The sequence below is a fragment of the Kribbella sp. NBC_01484 genome (assembly GCF_036227145.1).
GTDB lineage: Bacteria > Actinomycetota > Actinomycetes > Propionibacteriales > Kribbellaceae > Kribbella.
On the sequence record NZ_CP109437.1, the window covers coordinates 1,712,924 to 1,731,701 of the forward strand.

General features: G+C 66.8%; 19 protein-coding genes and 1 tRNA gene. 14 read left to right on the forward strand and 6 right to left on the reverse strand.

Features of this window, described 5'->3' with window-relative positions; translation table 11 throughout:
* Positions 1-108: 108 nt before the first annotated feature.
* Positions 109-1,572: a hypothetical protein gene (locus OG555_RS08390; protein ID WP_329482234.1), complete on the forward strand. Its 1,464-nt coding sequence runs from the start codon at positions 109-111 to the stop codon at positions 1,570-1,572.
* A 12-nt stretch (positions 1,573-1,584) separates the two neighbouring features.
* On the opposite strand, the gene OG555_RS08395 is transcribed toward OG555_RS08390, so the two are convergent.
* The 4 genes from OG555_RS08395 to OG555_RS08410 all read right to left on the reverse strand — a co-directional run bounded on the left by OG555_RS08395 (position 1,585) and on the right by OG555_RS08410 (position 5,288).
* Positions 1,585-1,794, reverse strand: coding sequence for a hypothetical protein (locus OG555_RS08395; RefSeq protein WP_329482235.1), 210 nt, complete (start codon positions 1,792-1,794; stop codon positions 1,585-1,587).
* A gap of 1,275 nt (positions 1,795-3,069) precedes the next feature.
* Positions 3,070-3,501: a hypothetical protein gene (locus tag OG555_RS08400; protein WP_329482236.1), complete on the reverse strand. Its 432-nt coding sequence runs from the start codon at positions 3,499-3,501 to the stop codon at positions 3,070-3,072.
* 58 nt (positions 3,502-3,559) lie between these two features.
* Positions 3,560-4,123 (reverse strand): isochorismatase family cysteine hydrolase, encoded by a 564-nt coding sequence (locus OG555_RS08405; protein WP_329482237.1) that lies wholly within the window; start codon positions 4,121-4,123, stop codon positions 3,560-3,562.
* The gene (locus OG555_RS08410; protein ID WP_329482238.1) at positions 4,110-5,288 is read right to left on the reverse strand and encodes a hypothetical protein; all 1,179 of its coding nucleotides are present in this window, start codon (positions 5,286-5,288) and stop codon (positions 4,110-4,112) included. Before OG555_RS08410 ends, OG555_RS08405 begins: the two co-directional genes overlap by 14 nt.
* Positions 5,289-5,826: 538 nt before the next feature.
* On the opposite strand from OG555_RS08410, the gene OG555_RS08415 reads away from it, so the two are divergent.
* The 11 genes from OG555_RS08415 (at position 5,827) to OG555_RS08465 (ending at position 16,218) form a co-directional block, all read left to right on the forward strand.
* Entirely contained in the window at positions 5,827-6,075 is a 249-nt protein-coding gene (locus tag OG555_RS08415; protein WP_329482239.1) for a DUF6284 family protein, read from the forward strand.
* Positions 6,072-6,335 (forward strand): hypothetical protein, encoded by a 264-nt coding sequence (locus tag OG555_RS08420; RefSeq protein ID WP_329482240.1) that lies wholly within the window; start codon positions 6,072-6,074, stop codon positions 6,333-6,335. The genes OG555_RS08415 and OG555_RS08420 overlap by 4 nt, the downstream gene beginning before the upstream one ends.
* Complete coding sequence (locus OG555_RS08425) at positions 6,332-7,285, forward strand: hypothetical protein (RefSeq protein ID WP_329482241.1); 954 nt, start codon at positions 6,332-6,334, stop codon at positions 7,283-7,285. The genes OG555_RS08420 and OG555_RS08425 overlap by 4 nt, the downstream gene beginning before the upstream one ends.
* A gap of 11 nt (positions 7,286-7,296) precedes the next feature.
* Entirely contained in the window at positions 7,297-8,856 is a 1,560-nt protein-coding gene (locus OG555_RS08430; RefSeq protein WP_329482242.1) for a DNA cytosine methyltransferase, read from the forward strand.
* Positions 8,857-8,897: 41 nt separating this feature from the next.
* Positions 8,898-11,177, forward strand: a complete 2,280-nt coding sequence (locus tag OG555_RS08435) for a cell division protein FtsK (RefSeq protein ID WP_329482243.1) — start codon at positions 8,898-8,900, stop codon at positions 11,175-11,177.
* 246 nt (positions 11,178-11,423) lie between these two features.
* Positions 11,424-11,690 carry a hypothetical protein gene (locus OG555_RS08440; protein ID WP_329482244.1) on the forward strand — a complete coding sequence of 89 codons (267 nt, stop codon included), beginning with the start codon at positions 11,424-11,426 and terminating at the stop codon, positions 11,688-11,690.
* 30 nt (positions 11,691-11,720) lie between these two features.
* Positions 11,721-11,912 carry a hypothetical protein gene (locus tag OG555_RS08445; protein ID WP_329482245.1) on the forward strand — a complete coding sequence of 64 codons (192 nt, stop codon included), beginning with the start codon at positions 11,721-11,723 and terminating at the stop codon, positions 11,910-11,912.
* Positions 11,913-11,973: 61 nt separating this feature from the next.
* Positions 11,974-12,858: a bifunctional DNA primase/polymerase gene (locus OG555_RS08450; RefSeq protein WP_329482246.1), complete on the forward strand. Its 885-nt coding sequence runs from the start codon at positions 11,974-11,976 to the stop codon at positions 12,856-12,858.
* A 179-nt stretch (positions 12,859-13,037) separates the two neighbouring features.
* The gene (locus OG555_RS08455) at positions 13,038-14,498 is read left to right on the forward strand and encodes a YfjI family protein (RefSeq protein WP_329482247.1); all 1,461 of its coding nucleotides are present in this window, start codon (positions 13,038-13,040) and stop codon (positions 14,496-14,498) included.
* A gap of 86 nt (positions 14,499-14,584) precedes the next feature.
* The gene (locus OG555_RS08460) at positions 14,585-14,785 is read left to right on the forward strand and encodes a helix-turn-helix transcriptional regulator (protein ID WP_329482248.1); all 201 of its coding nucleotides are present in this window, start codon (positions 14,585-14,587) and stop codon (positions 14,783-14,785) included.
* Complete coding sequence (locus tag OG555_RS08465) at positions 14,782-16,218, forward strand: site-specific integrase (protein WP_329482249.1); 1,437 nt, start codon at positions 14,782-14,784, stop codon at positions 16,216-16,218. Before OG555_RS08460 ends, OG555_RS08465 begins: the two co-directional genes overlap by 4 nt.
* A 119-nt stretch (positions 16,219-16,337) precedes the next feature.
* On the opposite strand, the gene OG555_RS08470 is transcribed toward OG555_RS08465, so the two are convergent.
* Positions 16,338-16,420, reverse strand: a tRNA-Tyr gene (locus OG555_RS08470).
* Between the two features lie 82 nt (positions 16,421-16,502).
* Here OG555_RS08470 and OG555_RS08475 point away from each other — a divergent pair.
* Complete coding sequence (locus OG555_RS08475) at positions 16,503-16,994, forward strand: YajQ family cyclic di-GMP-binding protein (protein ID WP_329482250.1); 492 nt, start codon at positions 16,503-16,505, stop codon at positions 16,992-16,994.
* 57 nt (positions 16,995-17,051) lie between these two features.
* Positions 17,052-17,990 (forward strand): phosphotransferase enzyme family protein, encoded by a 939-nt coding sequence (locus tag OG555_RS08480; protein ID WP_329482251.1) that lies wholly within the window; start codon positions 17,052-17,054, stop codon positions 17,988-17,990.
* Positions 17,991-18,037: 47 nt separating this feature from the next.
* Here the strand turns inward: OG555_RS08480 and OG555_RS08485 are convergent, their stop codons facing one another.
* Positions 18,038-18,775, reverse strand: coding sequence for a GNAT family N-acetyltransferase (locus OG555_RS08485; protein WP_329482252.1), 738 nt, complete (start codon positions 18,773-18,775; stop codon positions 18,038-18,040).
* Between the last annotated feature and the right edge of the window lie 3 nt (positions 18,776-18,778).

Consider the following 18,778-nt stretch of genomic DNA (forward strand, 5'->3'; position numbering starts at 1 on the left):
CGCTCGGAACTGCCGATGTGCGGGCACTCGAAACGTTGCCGGGCCGCTGCCCTTAGGGGCAACAAACTCTGTCTGTTCGGTATGAGTCTGTTGGCGTAAAACAGGACTATGGGTCAACACGCACTCGAACCGCCCGCCGGGAAGGTCGCGCGAAGGCGCGACGTCGCGGTGCGCCCGCCGCCCCTCCGTCAGCCGTCCACCAAGGGACGCGCCGATCCCACCGGCTCGACGCCAGAGATCGCGGCGCAGCAGGCAGATGCTAACGGCACACTGTCGGCCAAGCACGTCCTCGCACTTCAGCGAGCGGCCGGCAACAGCGCGGTCAGCGGTGCCCTCCAGCGTGACGGCACCGCGTCGACGAAGCCGCGCGCGAAGATCAATCTCGATCTCGGCTGGTTGGACCTCAGCGGGGGCGGTATCCAGACCAACGAGCAGCTGGCCGCGGTCGCGCGGCTGGCCATCTCGTCGCTGGAGAGCGACCTGACCGACGTCGAGTCCGACCAGGTCAGGAACGACGTCAAGGAATGGATAGCCGCGATCCAGGCCTCCCTGCCCTACTTTGATCGGCACGGCGCCGAACAGATCGACGCAAGCATGGTGCCACTGGTCAATCACCAGATCGACCGGCTCACGGCGATTCGACGGGAGGTCCAGATAGACAAGAACACCCAGCTCGCGGACGCGCTTCGCGCGGAACTGCGCGCGGCGGAGAAAGCGGCTGCAGAAGTAGAGGCGATGCAACCAACGCTCGACGACGCCATGCGGGCCGCCTTCCGCAAGGGCGACAGCGGCACGGTCAAAGACGCCGTGAGTACGGTGAAGAGCGCGCTGAGCATCGGTCGCAACATACGGTCGCTAGCCGCCAGCATCACAACCGACCTGCTGGGCCTGCCGGTCCCGTCCGGGACCAAGATGATGGTCGATACCTGGTCGTCCCAGATCGGCAGGGTTAACGTCACGATCGTCAACGTCGGAAAGTACACCGCCATGCTCGGCACCTTGGGTCGCGGTTTGGCGACGATCAACATCGCGCTGACGATCGGCGACCGGAGCAAACGAGCCACTGAAGTCGAACAAGGCATGAAGGACCTGAACGACGTCGTAAACGTGTCCACGGACCTGGCGTCGCTGCCCGCCGTCGGCCTGCCCCCGCACATGAGCCTGATGACCACGTTGTACATCAAGCCTGCCCTCAAGGTGATCACGAAGCAGATCAGTGTGCTAGTCGAGCGGCTCAGCGACGTCAACCAGATCAGCGTCGCCGTCACCGGCGACCTCATGTACCCCGGGGCGGAGCCGGGCGGTCAGGCAATGTTCGACTTTATGGTCGCGGTGATGCACGCCACGGATCAGTCGGAGGTGCCGGCGATTCCTGGCGCGGTTGCGAGCTATCTGTACGACCACCGCGACAAACTCGAGGCCGGTGTGGAGGAGGAGGTACCGACCAGCGGCTGGTGGCTGTGGAAGGACTTGGACAGCACGCGGGCTCGGTCCTGGGTCTTCCTCCACCGCAAGCAGGTGTGGGCGATGTTCTATGGATCAATGCAGGTACCGAACCGACGTGGGCGGTGAACTTCACGCCGCTCACCGTCCTCGCTCACAGGGTGCGACACGCTCTGCCATTTTGCACAACGCCGGCTCCGACAGGCGGAGGATGCGTTTTCCGGTCGAGCCGAGGACGGCTTCCCATTCGAGGGGCGGGTCATGCATCAGGTTCGGCAACTCGGCGTCGATCGGGCACAGGTCGAGCAGCACCTCGTGGTAGGTGTCGTCATGATCGTCGTCGCCGGTCACGTGATCAGGCTGAGAGAAGGTCCGCCGCCGGTTGGGCGCCACGCGATCAGGGTCACGGAACGCACTCATCTGCCGCGTTGAGGGCGGCGCCCGGATCTAGCCGCGATCCGCGCTTTCGCACTGTCGCAGATAACCTCGCGGACGAGGGTCGCGCATCACCCGACGGAGGACACGCCTGATCCGCTCTGCTCTGCCGAGTTTGGCTCTTATGGATCAAGGGCGCGCCTTCGGCGCGCGGCCCCGGCTGCGGGCGGCGCTGGGGCGCCGTCCTCGCCGGAGCCCAGGAGCAGGACGCTTCCCGTCCACGCGATCCCAACTGCCACGAGCCGCGTCCTGGCGTCTGACCGCCGGTAAGCCCGTCCCCCTGGCCGCTCGATTGTCCGGCCACCACGACACATGTCAAGAGCGCTCCGCGTCCTACGGATCGGCAAGCCGACTCTTGACATGCGCCGCGCTGGCCTGGGTTTGGCAGCTATCAGGGAGACGAGGCAAGTGTGGCGTCAGGGCACATCGCCGCGAGACTTTGTGCGGCGTCTCGGCATCGTCCACGGCCGACCTCGTTCGCCAAGCCGCCAACTGACATGGATCACCAACGAAGCGACGAAGAGCACCGCCGCTGGTCCAGCGATGAGGTCGACTCCGACAAGGTCGAGGAGAGCCCACACAGCCAGGATCGCGACGGATGCCCAACGGGACCACCATGGTTCGCTGGGATAGCCAATGGCCCGTACGACGAGAACCAGTGAGAGCACCAGGACGATGAGCGTGCCTTCAGGCTCCACCGCTCCAGGGTAAGTTGTCCGGCCGCTCGGCGTGCCCTCCACGTGCCCTAAGCAGTGGTCGCTGGCGGTCACTCATGGGGCATTACAGGGGTGCATTTCAGGTGTGTGACCCCATCCACGCGGGCGATCGGCCGCACTTCCAAACTGGCTGGCCGGCGGCTGAGGCGAATTTACTGAAGGCAGCGACTGGCGCCCTGACCTGGTGCGGTGTCCCCAGCGACTGGTTCCACGCTGAGACGCCTGTGAACGCCGACGTAGCGCCCACGCTGCAAGCTGTTATGGATCTCATTAAGGTCGCGCGAGGAAGCTAGATAACGGGGCGCAATGAATGCGATCCGGTGGCCTTCCGGCGCCGCGCCCTCCCAATGCCTGTTGCCTGGGCCAGCGTCCTCGCCCGGTGGCCTCATCGGAGCTGAAATGGAGTCTGCCCCGTTTCGGGCCTGTGGCGTCGACGGTTATCTACAGGCTCCCTTCCGCCCGAGTGTCAGGAGGATCATCGGGATGCCGGCCGTTTGGAGAAGGCCTCGATCTCGTCGTGTGTGAGAGGTCGTAGCGCTGATGCGTGAGCCCATCGACCGGGGTCGAGCGGATGCCGTTCAAGGTAGGTCACGTAGCCATGCCAGCCGTCCTGCTCGCGCGCCCACATGTGCAGCAGGGCAACTTCTGTCGTGGTCGGCGAGATCGTCAGTTCGACGTGCACAGGCGGACCAACCCAGCGTGCGGCCTCGCCCAGACGCTCGGTGGATCGCTCGAAGCGCAGGCTCAAGACCGCAGCGTGCATGCCCGCGACCGGCCCGGTCAAGCTGCGCGCGACCCAATCGCGCTTGACCTCATCCCAGACGCCGTAGTGGAACGGAGCGCTCCCCTGCGGGGCATCCGGATCCCACCGCTCAACGTATCGGAACCGCCGCGATCGATCGCTCATATGTTCGAATTTAGCTACCAGGGCAGACGCTAGCAACTTCTGCCGCCACCGCCGACAGTCAGGCTGACGCGGCAGTTGCTCCGGCCGGAAGGATGTCGCGCGCCTGGATGAGCTGGCCGCGACCGATGAATCGGCCCGTCACGAGTAGCCCAGCTTCGTGCTCGACCTGGCCGGCGTGGCTGTATACCAGATCCTCGACGACCCACGGGACTAGCCCCAGCTCGAACGCGTCAACGGCCGTCTTGAGGACACAGGACTCGGTGTCGAGGCCGACGACGACCACGTGCTTCCAGCCGTTGCGAGTCACCAGTTCCGTGCCGTCGTCGTTGAAGAGTGAGTAGGTCGGCTTGTCCAGGACGGCAACCGCACCCGGCACCATGTCGGCAAGCTCATCGACGATCTCGGTCTCTGGCGTTCCCGGCATCATCGCGCTCCACCGGATGAGCTGCTCGAACAATGACTGCGGGTAGTTGATGAACCGCGTCATAACGTACGGCCGTCCGGCTGCGGCCCATTCCTGTGTGAACTTTGCGATGCGAGGGACAACATGTGCTGAGCGCGGCGACACAAAGCCGTTCTGCATGTCGATGAGGACGAGAACGCTATCGTCAGCAGAGATCACGTTGTTGCCTTTCTGAGGAATCCTTCAAGATTTCAAGGGTGGCATTAAGGTGATTCTGCAGCTCGCTGGACTGAAGGATCGTAATCCTCATGGCGACATGTTGAGCGGACTCGCGTGGCCGCGCATTTGTCAGCCTCGATGTCATGCCGCGAAGCCAGCGCCAATCGTACCCGTCGGAGACCTCAGGGTCGCGTCCAGCCTCGATCTGCGATCGAACGTGATGACAGAAGCACCACAGCGATTGCACGATGATTTCAAAGTCCACGATCGTTTGCTGCGGCAGTCCTCTGCGTCCCTCTAGCGGGTGGTATGCGACCGACGACCAGCTCGCGTATCCGAAAGATATTCCGCTGACGCCAAACTCTAAGATTCGCGGGTCCGAAAAGCCGTCTCGCATGAAGGCCTGCTCAACGAGTTCCGCGTGCGGTCGGGACGGCTCCTCGTCGCCGTGATCTAGCAAGGTCTTCTGCGCGCAGAGCAGTCTCATCGCTGTAACAAGCTGTTCGCCTTTCCACTTCGGCATATGCACCCAAAATGCGCTGAACACGTACTCAGGTCCCGAGCGGGATCCGCCGAGAAGCGATTTCACATGCTGATCAGTCCACTCGAGTTCCCGCGGATAGGAACCGTGTCGCCATACGGCGACATCGGCAACAGAGTCTTTACTGAGCGGTTCCTTAATGTGGTAAACGAGGCATCCCCAAGGGAAGCCATAGAGCGTGCATTCACCACGAGGGTGATCGACCCTAGTTGACCAGCATTCAACCTGTTCGACAATCGCAGGCTCGACTGGCAAGGTCGCAGCTAATCGCGCGACAACTTCCGGGCCAACGTAGACGGGTGAGAATTTGTTGCTGGTGAGATGAAACTCTGGCGCATCTGAGTCTGGAGACTCGGCCAGTCCGCCAAATAGCTCGTGCGGCGAGCATTCAAACGCTGCGCAGTAGAGGCGAACATAGATCGTGTCCGTGACATGACTTTCGCCGGTCTCGTGCCGATAGATCGCCTTTTCCATAGCACTCCGGGATGGAATGCTGAGGCCTAGATCGCGCCCAAGCCTCTCGAATTCAGCAGCAAGCCTGCCTCTTCCCCATCCCTTCGCCTGGCGCTGCTGAATGAGTACGCCGTTGCGTGCTGAGATCGGCTTTGGGGCGGTAGTGGACATCGATCACGTCCTCCCATGTCCAAGGACAGTGGTCATGTCCAGATCCGTCTGCCGCTGTCGACTACTGACAGTGCGCAGCCGGCGACAAGCTGGATGCCATGAACAGCAAGCATGCAACGTCATCGCGGCTCCGAGCTGACAGCCCGTCGCTTCGGGCCTGGCGGTGCCGGTGGGATGCCCTCAGCGCGGGCGAGTCGGCGCACGTATGCCGACGTGAACGGCGACAGCTCCGCCACCTCGTTCGGAGTGACGCCGGCTCGGAGGGCCGCGAGCGCAGCGGCGATGACTCCCTGTTGAGCGGCCTTGTGGGCGCTCTCCGTTTGTCGGTAGAGGCGGGTTGCGTCTGCGAGCTCATCCCGTATGTCAGCCACGGTCACATGGTATCGGACCACACTTGCGAAACTCAGATCCTTCGCGCTACCGTGATCCGAAACAGAGATCCGAAACTGAGATCTGAAACACAAAAGTGACGCCCCGGCGGGTGCAACCGCCGAGGCGTCTGGGTCGCGCTAGTCCAATGAAGAGGAGCACAACCCCAATGAGCATCATCCACCTTTCGGCGGTCGGTAGTGAGGGTCCGTCCCACGCCGAGCTGGCCGCCATCGACGCCGAGTGGCCGCTGATCGCGGCTGAGCTGGACCTGTTGGATGCCGAGATCGCGTTCATCAACGCGGGTCCGGAGCTGTCGGTGCTGGACCGTCGTCGCGTCCGCCGGGCGGAGCGGCGAGTGCTTGAGGTCAGCCGGGATCTGGCCGACCGTGACCCGCAGACCGAGGGCGCGGCATGAATCGCCGCGAGAGCTGCCGCCGGATGCTGGTGCTGAAGGATGCCTGGGCCGCTCGGCTGGGGATCGACAGCACGGACGGCATCGGGGACGAGCTGGCCGAGCGCTTCGAGCACCTGTCGCGGTATGTGCTGGCAGGCGCCGTGACCAAGCCGGGTGAGGCATCGGCTGAGGCGGCGGCCGCGTACGGCGAGCTGTGGGTGCTGGCCGGATTCCTGGCCGACGCCCGGCGCCTCCTGGTCGACGAGGAGGTGTCTCGATGACCACCGCCGAACTGGTTGCCCCGAGCAACCCCGACAAGAAGGCGTCGGCCGTCATCCGGCTGCGGACGGCCGCGGCTGAGGCGTCGCAGGTTCGGGCGCTATCGACGCACCCGGATGTCGTGGCGCTGCGGGTCGAGTCGGTCCGCACGCAGGTCGATCGGTGCATGTGGGTCGGGATCGTTCTCGGTCTGGCGTTCACGATGGTGAACGTTCAGGCGTTCGCCGCTCAGGGCGCGGTGTTGTGGTCGCTGCCGTGGTTTGCCGCGTGGCTGCTGGACCCGATGGTGTCTCTGGTGCTGATCGCGGTGCTACGCGCGGAGCAGATCACCGCGCGCTACCAGGTGAGCGACCACACTATGTGGATCGGCCGGACCAAGCGGTTCGCGTTCGCGGCGACGTACGCGATGAACACGTGGGCGTCGTTCCGGCACGGCGATGTGGCGGGGATCGTGTTGCACTCGGTGCCACCGGTGTTGGTGTTCTGCGCTGCCGAGACGGCGCCGGTGCTGCGGGATCGCTTGACTGAGGCGGTATTGCGGGCTGAGCAGGCTGCCGCGCTGGCCGACCCGCATAAGGCCGCTGAGCCGCTGGCCGCGCCGGTGGTGACCCAGGAGATGCCCCCCGCTCCGCAGGCTCTCGAATCGGCTCCCACTGCCGCGGGCGATGCATCTCCCCGAGCAACCGTCAGGACGGCGGGCACGCGGTCGCCGCGCAAGCCGCAGACCCGCAAGAAGACGGCCAAGGCTGGCCGGATGCTGCTGGCCGACTACGTCGCCGCCGGCCTGGCCGCTGTCGAGCCGGACACCGACGCCGACGCGCTCACTCCGGCATGGGCACGCAAGACGACAGGGTGCTCAGCGGGGCTGTCGGCCAAGGTCGCCGCCGGGGTCCGCGACCACCTCACCGCCCCCACGCCCGCGGTGGCACTGACCGAGAGGACGGCTGCCTGATGAGTTACGCGATGAGCTGGACGGACTTCTTCTGCGGGGCCGGCGGAACGACCACCGGCGCGATCCAGGTCCCCGGTGCACACGTGGTGCTCGCCGCGAACCACTGGCGGCTCGCGGTGGACAGCCACAACACCAACCACCCGACCACCGACCACGACTGTGCGGACCTGTCGCAGGTCGAGCCGCGCCGCTACCCGCGCACCGATGGCGCGTGGTTCTCCCCGGAGTGCACGAACCACTCCCAGGCCAAGGGCGTCAAGCGCAACCTGGACCGAACCCCGGACCTGTTCGGGGAGACGTTGCCGGACGAGGCGGCCGAGCGGTCGCGGGCGACGATGTGGGACGTGGTGCGGTTCGCCGAGTACCACCGCTACGCGGCCGTGATCGTGGAGAACGTCGTGGACGCGGCCAAATGGGTGCTGTGGCCGTCGTGGCGGGCGTCGCTGGAATCGCTCGGGTACTGCCTGCACGTCGTCTACCTGAACTCGATGCACGCCCAGGCCGGCGGGCGGCCCGCGCCACAATCGCGGGACCGGATGTACGTCGTGGCGCACCTGCACAAGACCCATTGCCCGGATCTGGACCGGTGGACCCGGCCGCTGGCCTACTGCCCCGGCTGTGACGAGCTGGTGGCCGCGATGCAGGCGTGGAAGAAGCCCGACAAGGTGTGGGGCCGCTACCGGGCGCAGTACGTGTGGCGCTGCCCGCGCGTCGCGTGCCGCAACGCCGTGGTCGAGCCGGGGTGGCTGCCTGCCGCGTCCGCGATCGACTGGACCCTGCCCGGGCAGCGGATCGGGGACAAGGCCCGCCCGCTGGCCGCCAAGACCATGCAGCGCATCGCCGCCGCCCTCGACCGCCAGGCCCGCGTCGGCGCGCCGCTGGTGGTGCCGATGGAGGGCCGCGACGGCAAGCAGCCGACCCCGGTGACGGCGGTGCTGCGAACCCAGACGACCCGCAACGAGTCCGCCTTGCTGGTCCCGGCCGGTGGGACCTGGAACGACGCCGCGACCGGTGTCGTGGAGGTGATGCGGACCCGGACCGCGAACGAGTCCGAAGCGCTGGTGGTGCCGCTGCGGGCGAACAACACCGCCAAGGGCGTCGGGCAGGTCTTCGACACCTTCGCCGCCGCAGGCAACCACCACGGCCTGCTGATGCCCTACTACGGCAACGCGACCTCCCGCAGCACCGACGACCCGCACGGCACCTTCACCGCGCATGACCGGTTCGCGCTGGTGATGCGCAACAACACCGCCAAGGGTGATGGCGCCGAGATGTCGACGCCTGTCGGTGAACCGCTGCGGACCCTGACGACCGCGGGGCACCAATCGCTACTCGAGTACTCGACCCCGGCCGTCGAGGACTGCCTGTTCCGAATGCTGGAGCCACACGAGATCGCCGCCGGGATGGCGTTCACCCCCGGCTATGTCGTGCTCGGCAACAAGCGCGAACGAGTCCGCCAGCTCGGCAACGCCGTCACCCCGCCCGCCGCCCGCGACCTGATCGCCGCCGTCGCCGAAGCACTCGGACACGACCTGGGCGACCTGACCGCCCGTCAGGCGGTGGCCGGATGAACACCGCAACCCCCAACGGACACGACCCGAAGGAGGCACCCGTGAACGACCACAACACCAACCGTGACAACGTCCACCGGCTACACGGCACCGATCACGAAACCGTTCAGGACAGCGTTCACGGCGACGTTCAGGACGGCGTTCAGGAGATCGTTCACGAGGACGCCGAGCGGGTCCCGGTCGACGACCCGACCGAGGTCCACGACGTGATCGAGGGTGAGGTTCTGACCGACGAGGAATCGGCCGAACTCGACCGCCGGTTGTCCTCGCGGAGTGCGTTGGTGGTGCGGCGCGCGATGGCACCTGCGCGGGTGGCGAGGTCGGCGGCTGTGGCGGTGAAGGGGCACGAGCCGACGATGACCGCGGGTAAGGCGGTTCTGCGGCACTCGTTCACTGTCGTGCAGGGGGTGGAGTCGTGGGCGAAGCGGGCGTGGGACGCGTCCACGATGGGTGTCTACCGGCGCCAGATCAAGGCCGCCGAGGCGGTCGGCGACAGGGAGACGTTGAAGGAGTGGGCCGACCGCAAGGAGATGGCCACCGAGCGACGCCACCGCAGGTTGATGGATCTCCCCCGGCTGTTCATCGGCCTGGTGAAGGTGCTCGCCGCCACATTCATCGGCATCCCGATGGCGGTCTTCGTGATCGCGGTCCTGACCAAGGCCACCGGCAACGGATCGTTCACCGGCGTATGGAGCGGGTTCTTCGCCGCGATCGGGTTCGTGATCGCCGCCGTCGCGTTCGTGTGGGGACTGTTCACGATCGGTTTGCCGTTCCTGCTGGTGCTGGCCGCGTGGCGCGAAGGCAAGCGCCGCGCCACGCCGCCCGCGTGGCTGGTCACGACTGGCGACACCGACTTCGACGTGGCGATCGATGAGAACACGATCGCCCAGGCGCTGAACGCGCTGCGGATCCCGTCGATCACGCAGTACCTGAAGCAGGGGCTGCTGTTGCAGTTCATCACCCCTGCCCGCGTGGACGGGCGCGGTACTCACGCGGTGGTGCGGCTGCCTGCCGGTGTCACGGCGGAGAAGATCGCCCGCCGCCGCGCGGAGCTGGCCACCGGCCTGCACCGGGCCACCAAGGAGGTGTGGCCGACCACTGGCTCAGAGGCCGGGATCCTGGACCTCTGGGTCGCTGACAAGGGCGCGTTGGCCGAGGGTGCGGGCGCGTATCCCCTGCTGGAAGGCGGTTTGGTCGACTTCTTCAAGGGCGTCCCGGCCGGCCGGACGCTGCGGGGTGAGCCGATGCTCGCGCCGATGGCCGAACGCAACACCATCACCGGCGGCATCCCCGGTCAGGGCAAGTCCGCCTCGGCGCGGGTACTGATGATCGGCGCCGCGCTCGACCCGACCGCCGAGCTGCGGATCTGGGTGCCGGACACCAACTACGACTTCGAGGTGTTCCGGCCGCGCTGCTCCCGGTACGTGATGGGCGCCGACGCCGAATCGATCGAGAAGATCCGCGACGACCTGAAAGCCATGTACGACGAGGTCCAGCGCCGCGGTGAACTCCTCGTGCGCTACGAAATCCCTTCTGTCACACGGGAAATCGCGAACAAGGGCGTCGGGCTGCACCCGCTGGTCGGGCTGCTCGAAGAGGCGCACGTCGCGCTGTACGACGACACGTTCGGCAAGGAGATCCAAAAGTACGTGATCGAGATCGTGAAACTCGGCCGCAAGCGCGGGATTCACCTGATCGTGTCCACCCAGGCGCCGACCGCCACGTCGATGCCGCGGGACGTGACCCGCAACTGCTCCAACGGCATCGCGTTCGCCGTGTCCGACCACGTCGCCAACGACGCCCTGCTCGGCCAGGGCGCCTACACCGCCGGGCACCGCGCGACCGAACTGATCCCCGGCACCGACCGCGGAACCTCGATCGTCAAGGGCTTCAGCGGCGAACGCTCCGAAATCCTCCAGTGGTACTTCCTCGACGTGGCCAAGGAGAACGACCAGGTGACACCGCTGATCGAACGCGCCCTCGCCGCGATCGAAGAACGCGACCAGCCGTTGCCCGGTGCCGCGCCGATCCAGATCGAGACCCGCGATCTCCTGGCCGACCTGGACGAGGTCCTCGGCACCGACCCGGTGCCGGTCGCGAACGTGCCCGCCCTGCTCAAGCGGCTCGCGCCGACCTGGACGCCGTACCAGGGCCTGACCGGCAAGGCGCTGCGCGAGATCCTCGACGCCGACCACGGCATCAAGGTCCCCGCGACCGGCAACCGCTACCCCCTCGACCCCGCTACCGTCCGTGACGCCATCGCCCACCGGTACCAGGCCGACGACGGCGATGAGAACGGCGCCGGCCAGCTCGCGAGTTAACCCGACGCCGGGGGCCGGAACACCGCCGCCAGCGGCTCCGACCAGGGCGTTCCGGCCCCCGGTTAACTCGGCTCACTCGCTAACTTCCCGCAGGTCAGGCCCACAATCGGCCCATCTGACCCGCTGAGTGAGAAACCTAACCCGATCACCGGCAGCTAACCACCCCGCCAATCGCCAGGGCGGCCACCGCCCACGGTGCCCGCGCAGGACCGACATGCCGTCAATCGACTACAGAAAGTGACTGGAATGACTGAGTCCATGCCGCCACTCCTGGCGCTCGTCACCGCCGGATCGGTCCTGCTGCTCGCCGCGCTGGCGCTGGTCCTGGTCGTCGGCTACCTGCTCGGCTGCCGGATCTGGCCCTACGCCAACTGCCCCCGCTGCTCAGGCTCCGGCAAGTCCGGCTCCCCGACCCGCAAATCGTTCCGAAACTGCCCCCGCTGCAAAGGCACCGGACGCCGGACCCGGATCGGACGCCGCCTCCTCGACCACCACGCCACCCGCAACCGCTGACCACCGCGCACTCAGGGAGACCCCAACCCCATGGCCCGCAAACCCCGCAAGACCAGCACCCGCAAGCCCGCCGACGACGAGGCGCTGACCCCGGCCGAGGAGTACCGGGCCGCGCTCGCCGACTTCAACACCTACTCGGCCGAGAACCAGACCACCGAAGCACTCGCGGCCCGCAACCGGCTCGACACCGCCGAACAGCGCCGCCGCTGGTGGCACTTCTGACGACCGCAGGCACCGCCCACTCAACAGCCGTCTAAGAACCGCGACTCGAGAGGACCTTCCCGTGACAGACCTGCTGACCGCCGCCCTGCAAGCCGCTGGACGTGGATGGCCGGTGTTCGTGCTCGGTCGCTCCAAGCGGCCCGTCGCCAACTGCGAACCCTGCCGTCAGGCTGCCGAGACCGGCAGCGATCACGACCCGGCGAGCTGTGGGCACCTGACCTGCCACGGCTTCTACGCCGCCACCACCGACCCGGACCGCGTCGCCGCGATCGTGGCCGCCGTCCCACGCGGACAGCTCGCGGTCCGCAGCGGGGCCGTGTCCGGCCTGGTGGTGGTCGATGTGGACCCCGCGCACGGCGGCGACAGCAGTCTGTCCGACCTGATGACCGCGCGGCTGGTGCCGCGCACGCTGCACGTCCACACCGGTTCCGGTGGCCTGCACCTGTACTACCGCCACCCCGGCCAGCACCTGCCGTCGCGGCCGATGCCGCACCGGGCCGGGATCGACATCAAGGCAGACGGCGGCTACGTCGTCCTGCCCCCGTCCATCCACCACCGCACCCACCGCCCGTACCAGTGGGGCACCACCGCCCGCGACCTGGTGGAGATGCCCCCCGCTCTCGTCACCGCGTGCCAGCCCGCTCCGGCCGTCAGCAGCCCGCTCGCCGGCCTGCCGACCATCCGGCAAGGCGGGGGCATCTCCCACCCCTCCAAGTTGCTGGCCGCCCACCTCGACGCCGTACGCCGCGCCCCCGAAGGCCGCCGCCGCAACACCCTCTACGGCGCCGCCAGGGGCGTCGCGCGACTCGTCGCGGCCGGGGCGATCGACCACACCGACGCCGTCGCCGCCCTGACCGACGTCGGCCACCTTGCACAGCAAAGCGACCGAGAAATCCGAGCTGCCATCACCGGAGGCTTCCGTGACGAAGGGATCGCTGCAGCATGAGCGCCGAGTACATCCCCGACTGGCTACCCCCACTGACCGAGCCACCCGAAGACCCATGGGAACCGACCCCGCCGACACCGATTCGAAACACCCAAAAACCTGAGCTCACACCTATGCATCACGATCATGAGGCCGCTGATGCGCTGGCGCCCACGGGGCCGGTGTGGGAAGGCGCTCCCGTGCCGCTGAAGACCGACCGGCTGCTCAGGCCGTTCCCGGTCGACGTGTTCCCCGGTTGGCTGGCCGACCAGGTCAACGCCGTCGCCGAAGCCACCCAGACCCCGACCGATCTGGCCGGGTCCGTCGCGCTGGCCTGCCTGTCCACCGCGGCCGGTGGCAAAGTCCTCGTGCAAGTCGATCGGTCCTGGCTGGAACAGGTCAACCTCTACACCGTAACCGCGCTCCCGCCCGGCTCCCGCAAGTCGCCGGTGTTCCGGGCCATGACCGCACCACTGTCCGACGCCGAAGTGGCCTTGCAAGAGGCCGCAGCAGAGCAACGGATCGAGACCGAGCTCGCCGCACGGATCGCCTACGCCCGCGCCGAGGACCTGGCCAAGAAGGCCGAACGTGCGACTGCGAATCCGCAGGAAGCCCTGGCCGACGCGACGGCCGCAGCCAAGGAGGCCGCCGAGATCGTCGTGCCCGAACTGGCCCGGCTGATGACCGACGACGTCACTCCCGAGTCGTGCATCTCGCTGCTCGCGACTCACGGTGGCCGGCTGGCCGTGCTGTCCGCCGAAGGTGACGTGTTCGCCACCCTCACCGGCACCCGCTACTCCGCAGCGCCCAACCTCGGTGTGTTCCTCAAAGGCCACGCAGGCGACAAGCTCCAAGTCGACCGCAAAGGCCGCGAGTCCGAATCGATCGACAGGCCCGCGCTGACGCTCGGAGTCACCACCCAGCCGGGAACCCTTCAGGGCCTGGCCGCACAGCCCGGATTCCGTGACCGGGGCGTGCTGGCCCGCATCCTCTACAGCCTGCCCGTCAACACCGTCGGTACCCGCAACAACCGAGCCGACTCCGTGCCCGAGCCCGTCGAAACCACCTACCGCGACGCGCTCCGCACCCTCGTCCTCCTCCTCGCCGACCACGACACCCCGCACACCCTCGACCTCGCCCCCGACGCGCGGCAGATCCTGCTCGACTTCCAAGACTGGATCGAACCCCGCCTCCACCCCCACACCGGGCAACTCGCACCCATCACCGACTGGGCCTCCAAGCTCGCCGGCGCCGTCGTCCGGCTCGCCGCCCTGCTCCACCTCGCCCACACCTTCACCACCGGCTACGCCCGACCCATCACCGCCGACACCATGCACGCCGCCGAACGCATCGGCCGCTACTACCTCGACCACGCCCTAGCCGTATACGACCTCATGGGCCAATCCCACCCCGACCTCGACGACGCCCGCGAACTCCTCGCCTGGATCACCAAACACGGCCACGACACCTTCAGCCGCAGAGATGCCCTCCGCTCCCTCCAAGGCCGCACACGATTCGCCACCGCCGCCGACCTCGACCCCGCCCTCAACGTCCTCACCGACCACGGCCACATCCGACCCAAGACCTCCGAGAAGTCCAGCAAGGGCGGCCGCCCGTCGACCGCCTACGAAGTCCACCCCACCGTCCTCACCACCCCATGACAAAACCGACAAAACCGACAAAACCCCCAGTTCTGTCAGTTTTGTCAGTTTTGTCAGGGCCTCGACCACCCGAAGGAGACACCTGCGTGACCACGCCAACCCCGATCCGGCGGGCGCACCTGACGATCGCTGACGTGTGTGCCGAGCTGGGCGTAGCCCGCTCGACCTTCTACGACTGGCGAGCGGCCAAGAAGGCGCCCCGCTGCATCAAGCTCCCCAACGGCGACATCCGCATTCGCCGGGTCGATTTCGAGAACTGGCTTCAGACTCTGGAGGATGCCGCGTGAGCGACACCAGCAGCAATGATCTCTCGTACGACGTCCGTCTCTACAAGCCAGACGAGTATGTCGGCAAGCGGAGAACGACCCACCGAGTCCGATGGGCTGTCGCAGGGAAGATGTTCGCTAAAACCCACGCGACAAAGAAGCTCGCTGAGTCGTTCCAGGCGAAGCTAACTACCGCTGCGCGCGAGGGGGTCCCGTTCGATGTCCGGTCGGGCCTGCCCGCTCCCATGGCTAAGCTGCTCAACCGCCGTAGCTGGTTCCAGCACGCCTGCGAGTACGTGGATATCAAGTGGCCGCACATCTCTCCTGGCCACCGCCGAGGCATCTCCGAAACCCTGACGCAGGCGACCCTTTCGCTCCTGGTCGGCGAGCGCGGCAAACCAGACGACGCGCTCATCCGTCGAGCACTGCACAGCTGGGCATTCAGCAAGACCGCCCGCGATGGGAGGGACGTTCGAAGCGCTACGCCGCCCAAGGATCTGGGGCATGTCATCCGGTGGCTCAACGACAACACCGTTGACCTGTCGGAGTTCGAAGCGGCCAGCGTCACGCGCCGAGTCCTCGATGCCCTGTCGATTCGCCAGGACGGCAAGGCGGCAGCAGCGAGCACCGTCGCCCGGCGGCGGGCGACCTTCCACGGTGCGCTTCAGTACGGAGTCGAGTTGCGATTCTTCGCTGCCAATCCCATCGACACCGTCAGCTGGTCGAGCCCTAAGCATGACGAAGAGGTTGACCGGCGCGTCGTGGTCAACCCGACGCAGGCTCGGGAGTTGCTCGCAGCAGTGCGAAAGATCTACCCGTCTCTGGAGGCCTACTACGGGTGCATGTACTTCGCCGCTCTTCGTCCCGCAGAAGTCCGACACCTGACCGAAGGGCATCTGAAGTTGCCGGATGAGGGGTGGGGTGAGTTGCTGTTGGTCGGGTCCACGCAGCAGACCGGGCAAGTCTGGAGCGACACAGGCGCATCCCGTGAGGACCGCCCGCTCAAGCACAGGTCGGCTCGGAGTACGCGTGTCGTGCCTGCCTGCCCGGAGCTCGTCGCGCTCCTGAGACGCCACCTCGAAAAGTTCGGCACCGGACCGGACGGGCGGCTGTTCGTGACCCGGACGGGTCCATTCGGTCGCGTGCCACTGAAGGCGTACTGCAACCCCGTTCACCCCAACACGTCGACGCGATTCTGGGCCAAAGCAAGGGAGAAGGCTCTGAGCGAAGCTCAGCGGCACTCACCGCTCGCCCGCCGGCCGTACGACCTGCGGCATGCATGCGTGAGCCTGTGGCTGAACGCGGGTGTGCCAGCCACACAGGTAGCCGAGTGGGCCGGGCACAGCGTCAACGTGCTGCTCCGGGTCTACGCGACATGCATCGACGGCCAGGACGAAGCAGCCAAGCGGCGGATCGAGGCAGCGCTCACCAGCAAGCCGGAGGCTGCGAGCTAACTTCGACACGTATTTGACACGGATACCCGTAGATCGCCGTAGCTAGCCGGACATGGCCGGACACAACGAAACCGCCCCTGACCTGCGTTTGCGCAGGTCAGGGGCGGTTTCAGTCCCTGTGGCGGGTGCAGGGTTCGAACCTGCGTAGGCATAAGCCGACAGATTTACAGTCTGCTCCCTTTGGCCACTCGGGCAACCCGCCAGGGTGGTGCCGGTTCGTGAACCGGCGTGGGAGACGATACAACAGAGAGTGCCCCTGACAGCAAATCGGAAAGGAACTGCCCATGGCTTCGGAGTCCTCCTTCGACATTGTGAACAAGGTCGACCGTCAGGAGGTGGACAACGCCGTGAACCAGGCGGCGAAGGAGATCAGCCAGCGGTTCGACTTCAAGAACGTGGACGCCGGGATCAAGCTGTCCGGCGAGGCGATCGACCTGCAGGCGAACACCGAGGAGCGGGTCAACGCCGTCCTCGACGTGCTCAAGGACAAGCTGGTCAAGCGGCAGATCTCGCTGAAGGGCCTGGAGGCCGACGATCCGAAGCTGTCCGGCAAGATCTACAAGATCAACGCCACGATCAGCGCCGGCATCACCCAGGAGAACGCGAAGAAGCTGTCCAAGCTGATCCGCGACGAGGGCCCGAAGGGCGTCAAGGCCCAGATCCAGGGCGAGGAGCTCCGCGTGTCCAGCAAGAGCCGCGACGACCTGCAGGCCGTCCAGTCCCTGATCAAGGGCCAGGACCTCGACTTCGCCGTCCAGTTCGTCAACTACCGCTGACCGCCGGGCCTGGTAATCGGGTCGCTTAAGCGGCCGGTTGCCGGGCATGCTGGCGGCGTGGGAGACACGTTGCTGCGGCGGTGGTTGCTCGACGACTTCGGGCTGGATGTGGTGGAACTCTCACCGGTGGCGCACGGGGCCGATCTGGCCGCGCAGGTGTGGAATGCGACGACGGCCACCAATAGGTACGCCGTGAAGTGGAGCGGCGCGGGTACCAACACCGGGCACCAGGTGGCCGCGTTCCTGGCGGACAGTGGTCTGTCGGGCGTCCCGGAGATGATCCGGACCACGGAGGGCGGGCTGTGGACCTTCCACGGGAAGAAGAAGCGGCTCACGATCACTCCGTGGATCGACGGCGTACGCGCGGCTGAGAGCGGACTGACCGACGAGCAGTGGACCGAGTACGGCGTACTCATCCGGCGGGTGCATGACGCGGAGCCGCCGCCGAGGCTGCGTGATGCGCTTCCGAAGCAAAGTCACATCGACGCGCGGGTCCCGGCGGTGGCGGAGAAACTGCAGACGCGGCTCAGCACTGAGGCGCCGGAGGACGAGGTCGAGGAGGAGTTGGCCGCGGTCTGGAAGCAGTACGACGCCACCATCACCCACCTGCTCAGGGCCCGTCCACCGGAACCGACCGGCCCCCGCGTGGTCTGCCACGGGGACCCGCATCTCGGCAACGTCCTCGTCGACGACCACCTGCACCTGATCGACTGGGACGACGTGATTCTCGCGCCGCGCGAACAGGACCTGATGTTCATGCTCGGCGGCATGGGCGACGTCGGCCCCACCACCTCCGAACAGCTCGACGCCTTCCTGACCGGCTACGGCCCGCACCCCATCGACCACGACGCGATCCGCTACTACCGCCACGTCCGGGCCCTCGAAGACGTCGTCATGTGGTCCGACCAGGTCATCACCGGTCCCGACAACGCCTATGCCCTCCAAGTAACCAAAGGCATCCTCACGAAGGGCCTCGCCGCACTGGCGGTCTCGTAGCCGCTCAGTGCCGAGCAGCGACCCCGCACCCACTCGGCCTGAACGAGCTAAGCGTGGCGCATCCAGATGTTCGGCTCGCGGTAGATGCCGCTGTCCGTCGAGTGATCGATCTCCAGCACGGTGAGGCCGTCGGGGATGACGTAGGAGCCTGAGGACGGCAGGGCCAGGCCGGTCCACTTCTCCCACTCGTCGACGGTTCCGGTCATGGTCTGAGAGACGGTTGCGGGGGCGATGATGGTCGCGCCGAGGCGGGCGTGCGTGCGCAGCCACGGGTCGAGCGGCAGGCCGTCGTCGCGGGTCCAGGTCATGAAGGTTTCGATCGGGGTCAGCGGATAGCGGGACTTCAGCGTCGGCCGGACCGGCGCGATCACCCGATCCAGGCCGCCCGCCACGGCACGCTCCCGGACAGCGGTGATGACGCGCGAGGCGTGGCCGCGGCCCTGTTCGTCGGAGCGTACGGCGGCCGCCATCAGGACGAAGGTGTTCGGCACGACGCCTTCTTCGTACGCCGTCACGGCTCGCGTGAGCGAGCCGGTGAATCCAGCGGGCAGATCGTCGACGGTCCCGTCCCAGGCGATCGGCACACCCCAGCAGCCGGCGATCAGCCGCTGGTCGTCGGAGACCAGGTAGAACTCCCAGTCCTGCTGGAAGAACTCCCTGCGCCGCTCGGAGTACTTCCGCACCTCGACGTCGTGGAAGATGAACTCCGGCCACTCCTCGGCGAACCGCTGCTCGGCTTCTTCGTCGTACTGCGGCGCCTGCACTACTGGAATGAGTTCGAACACGAG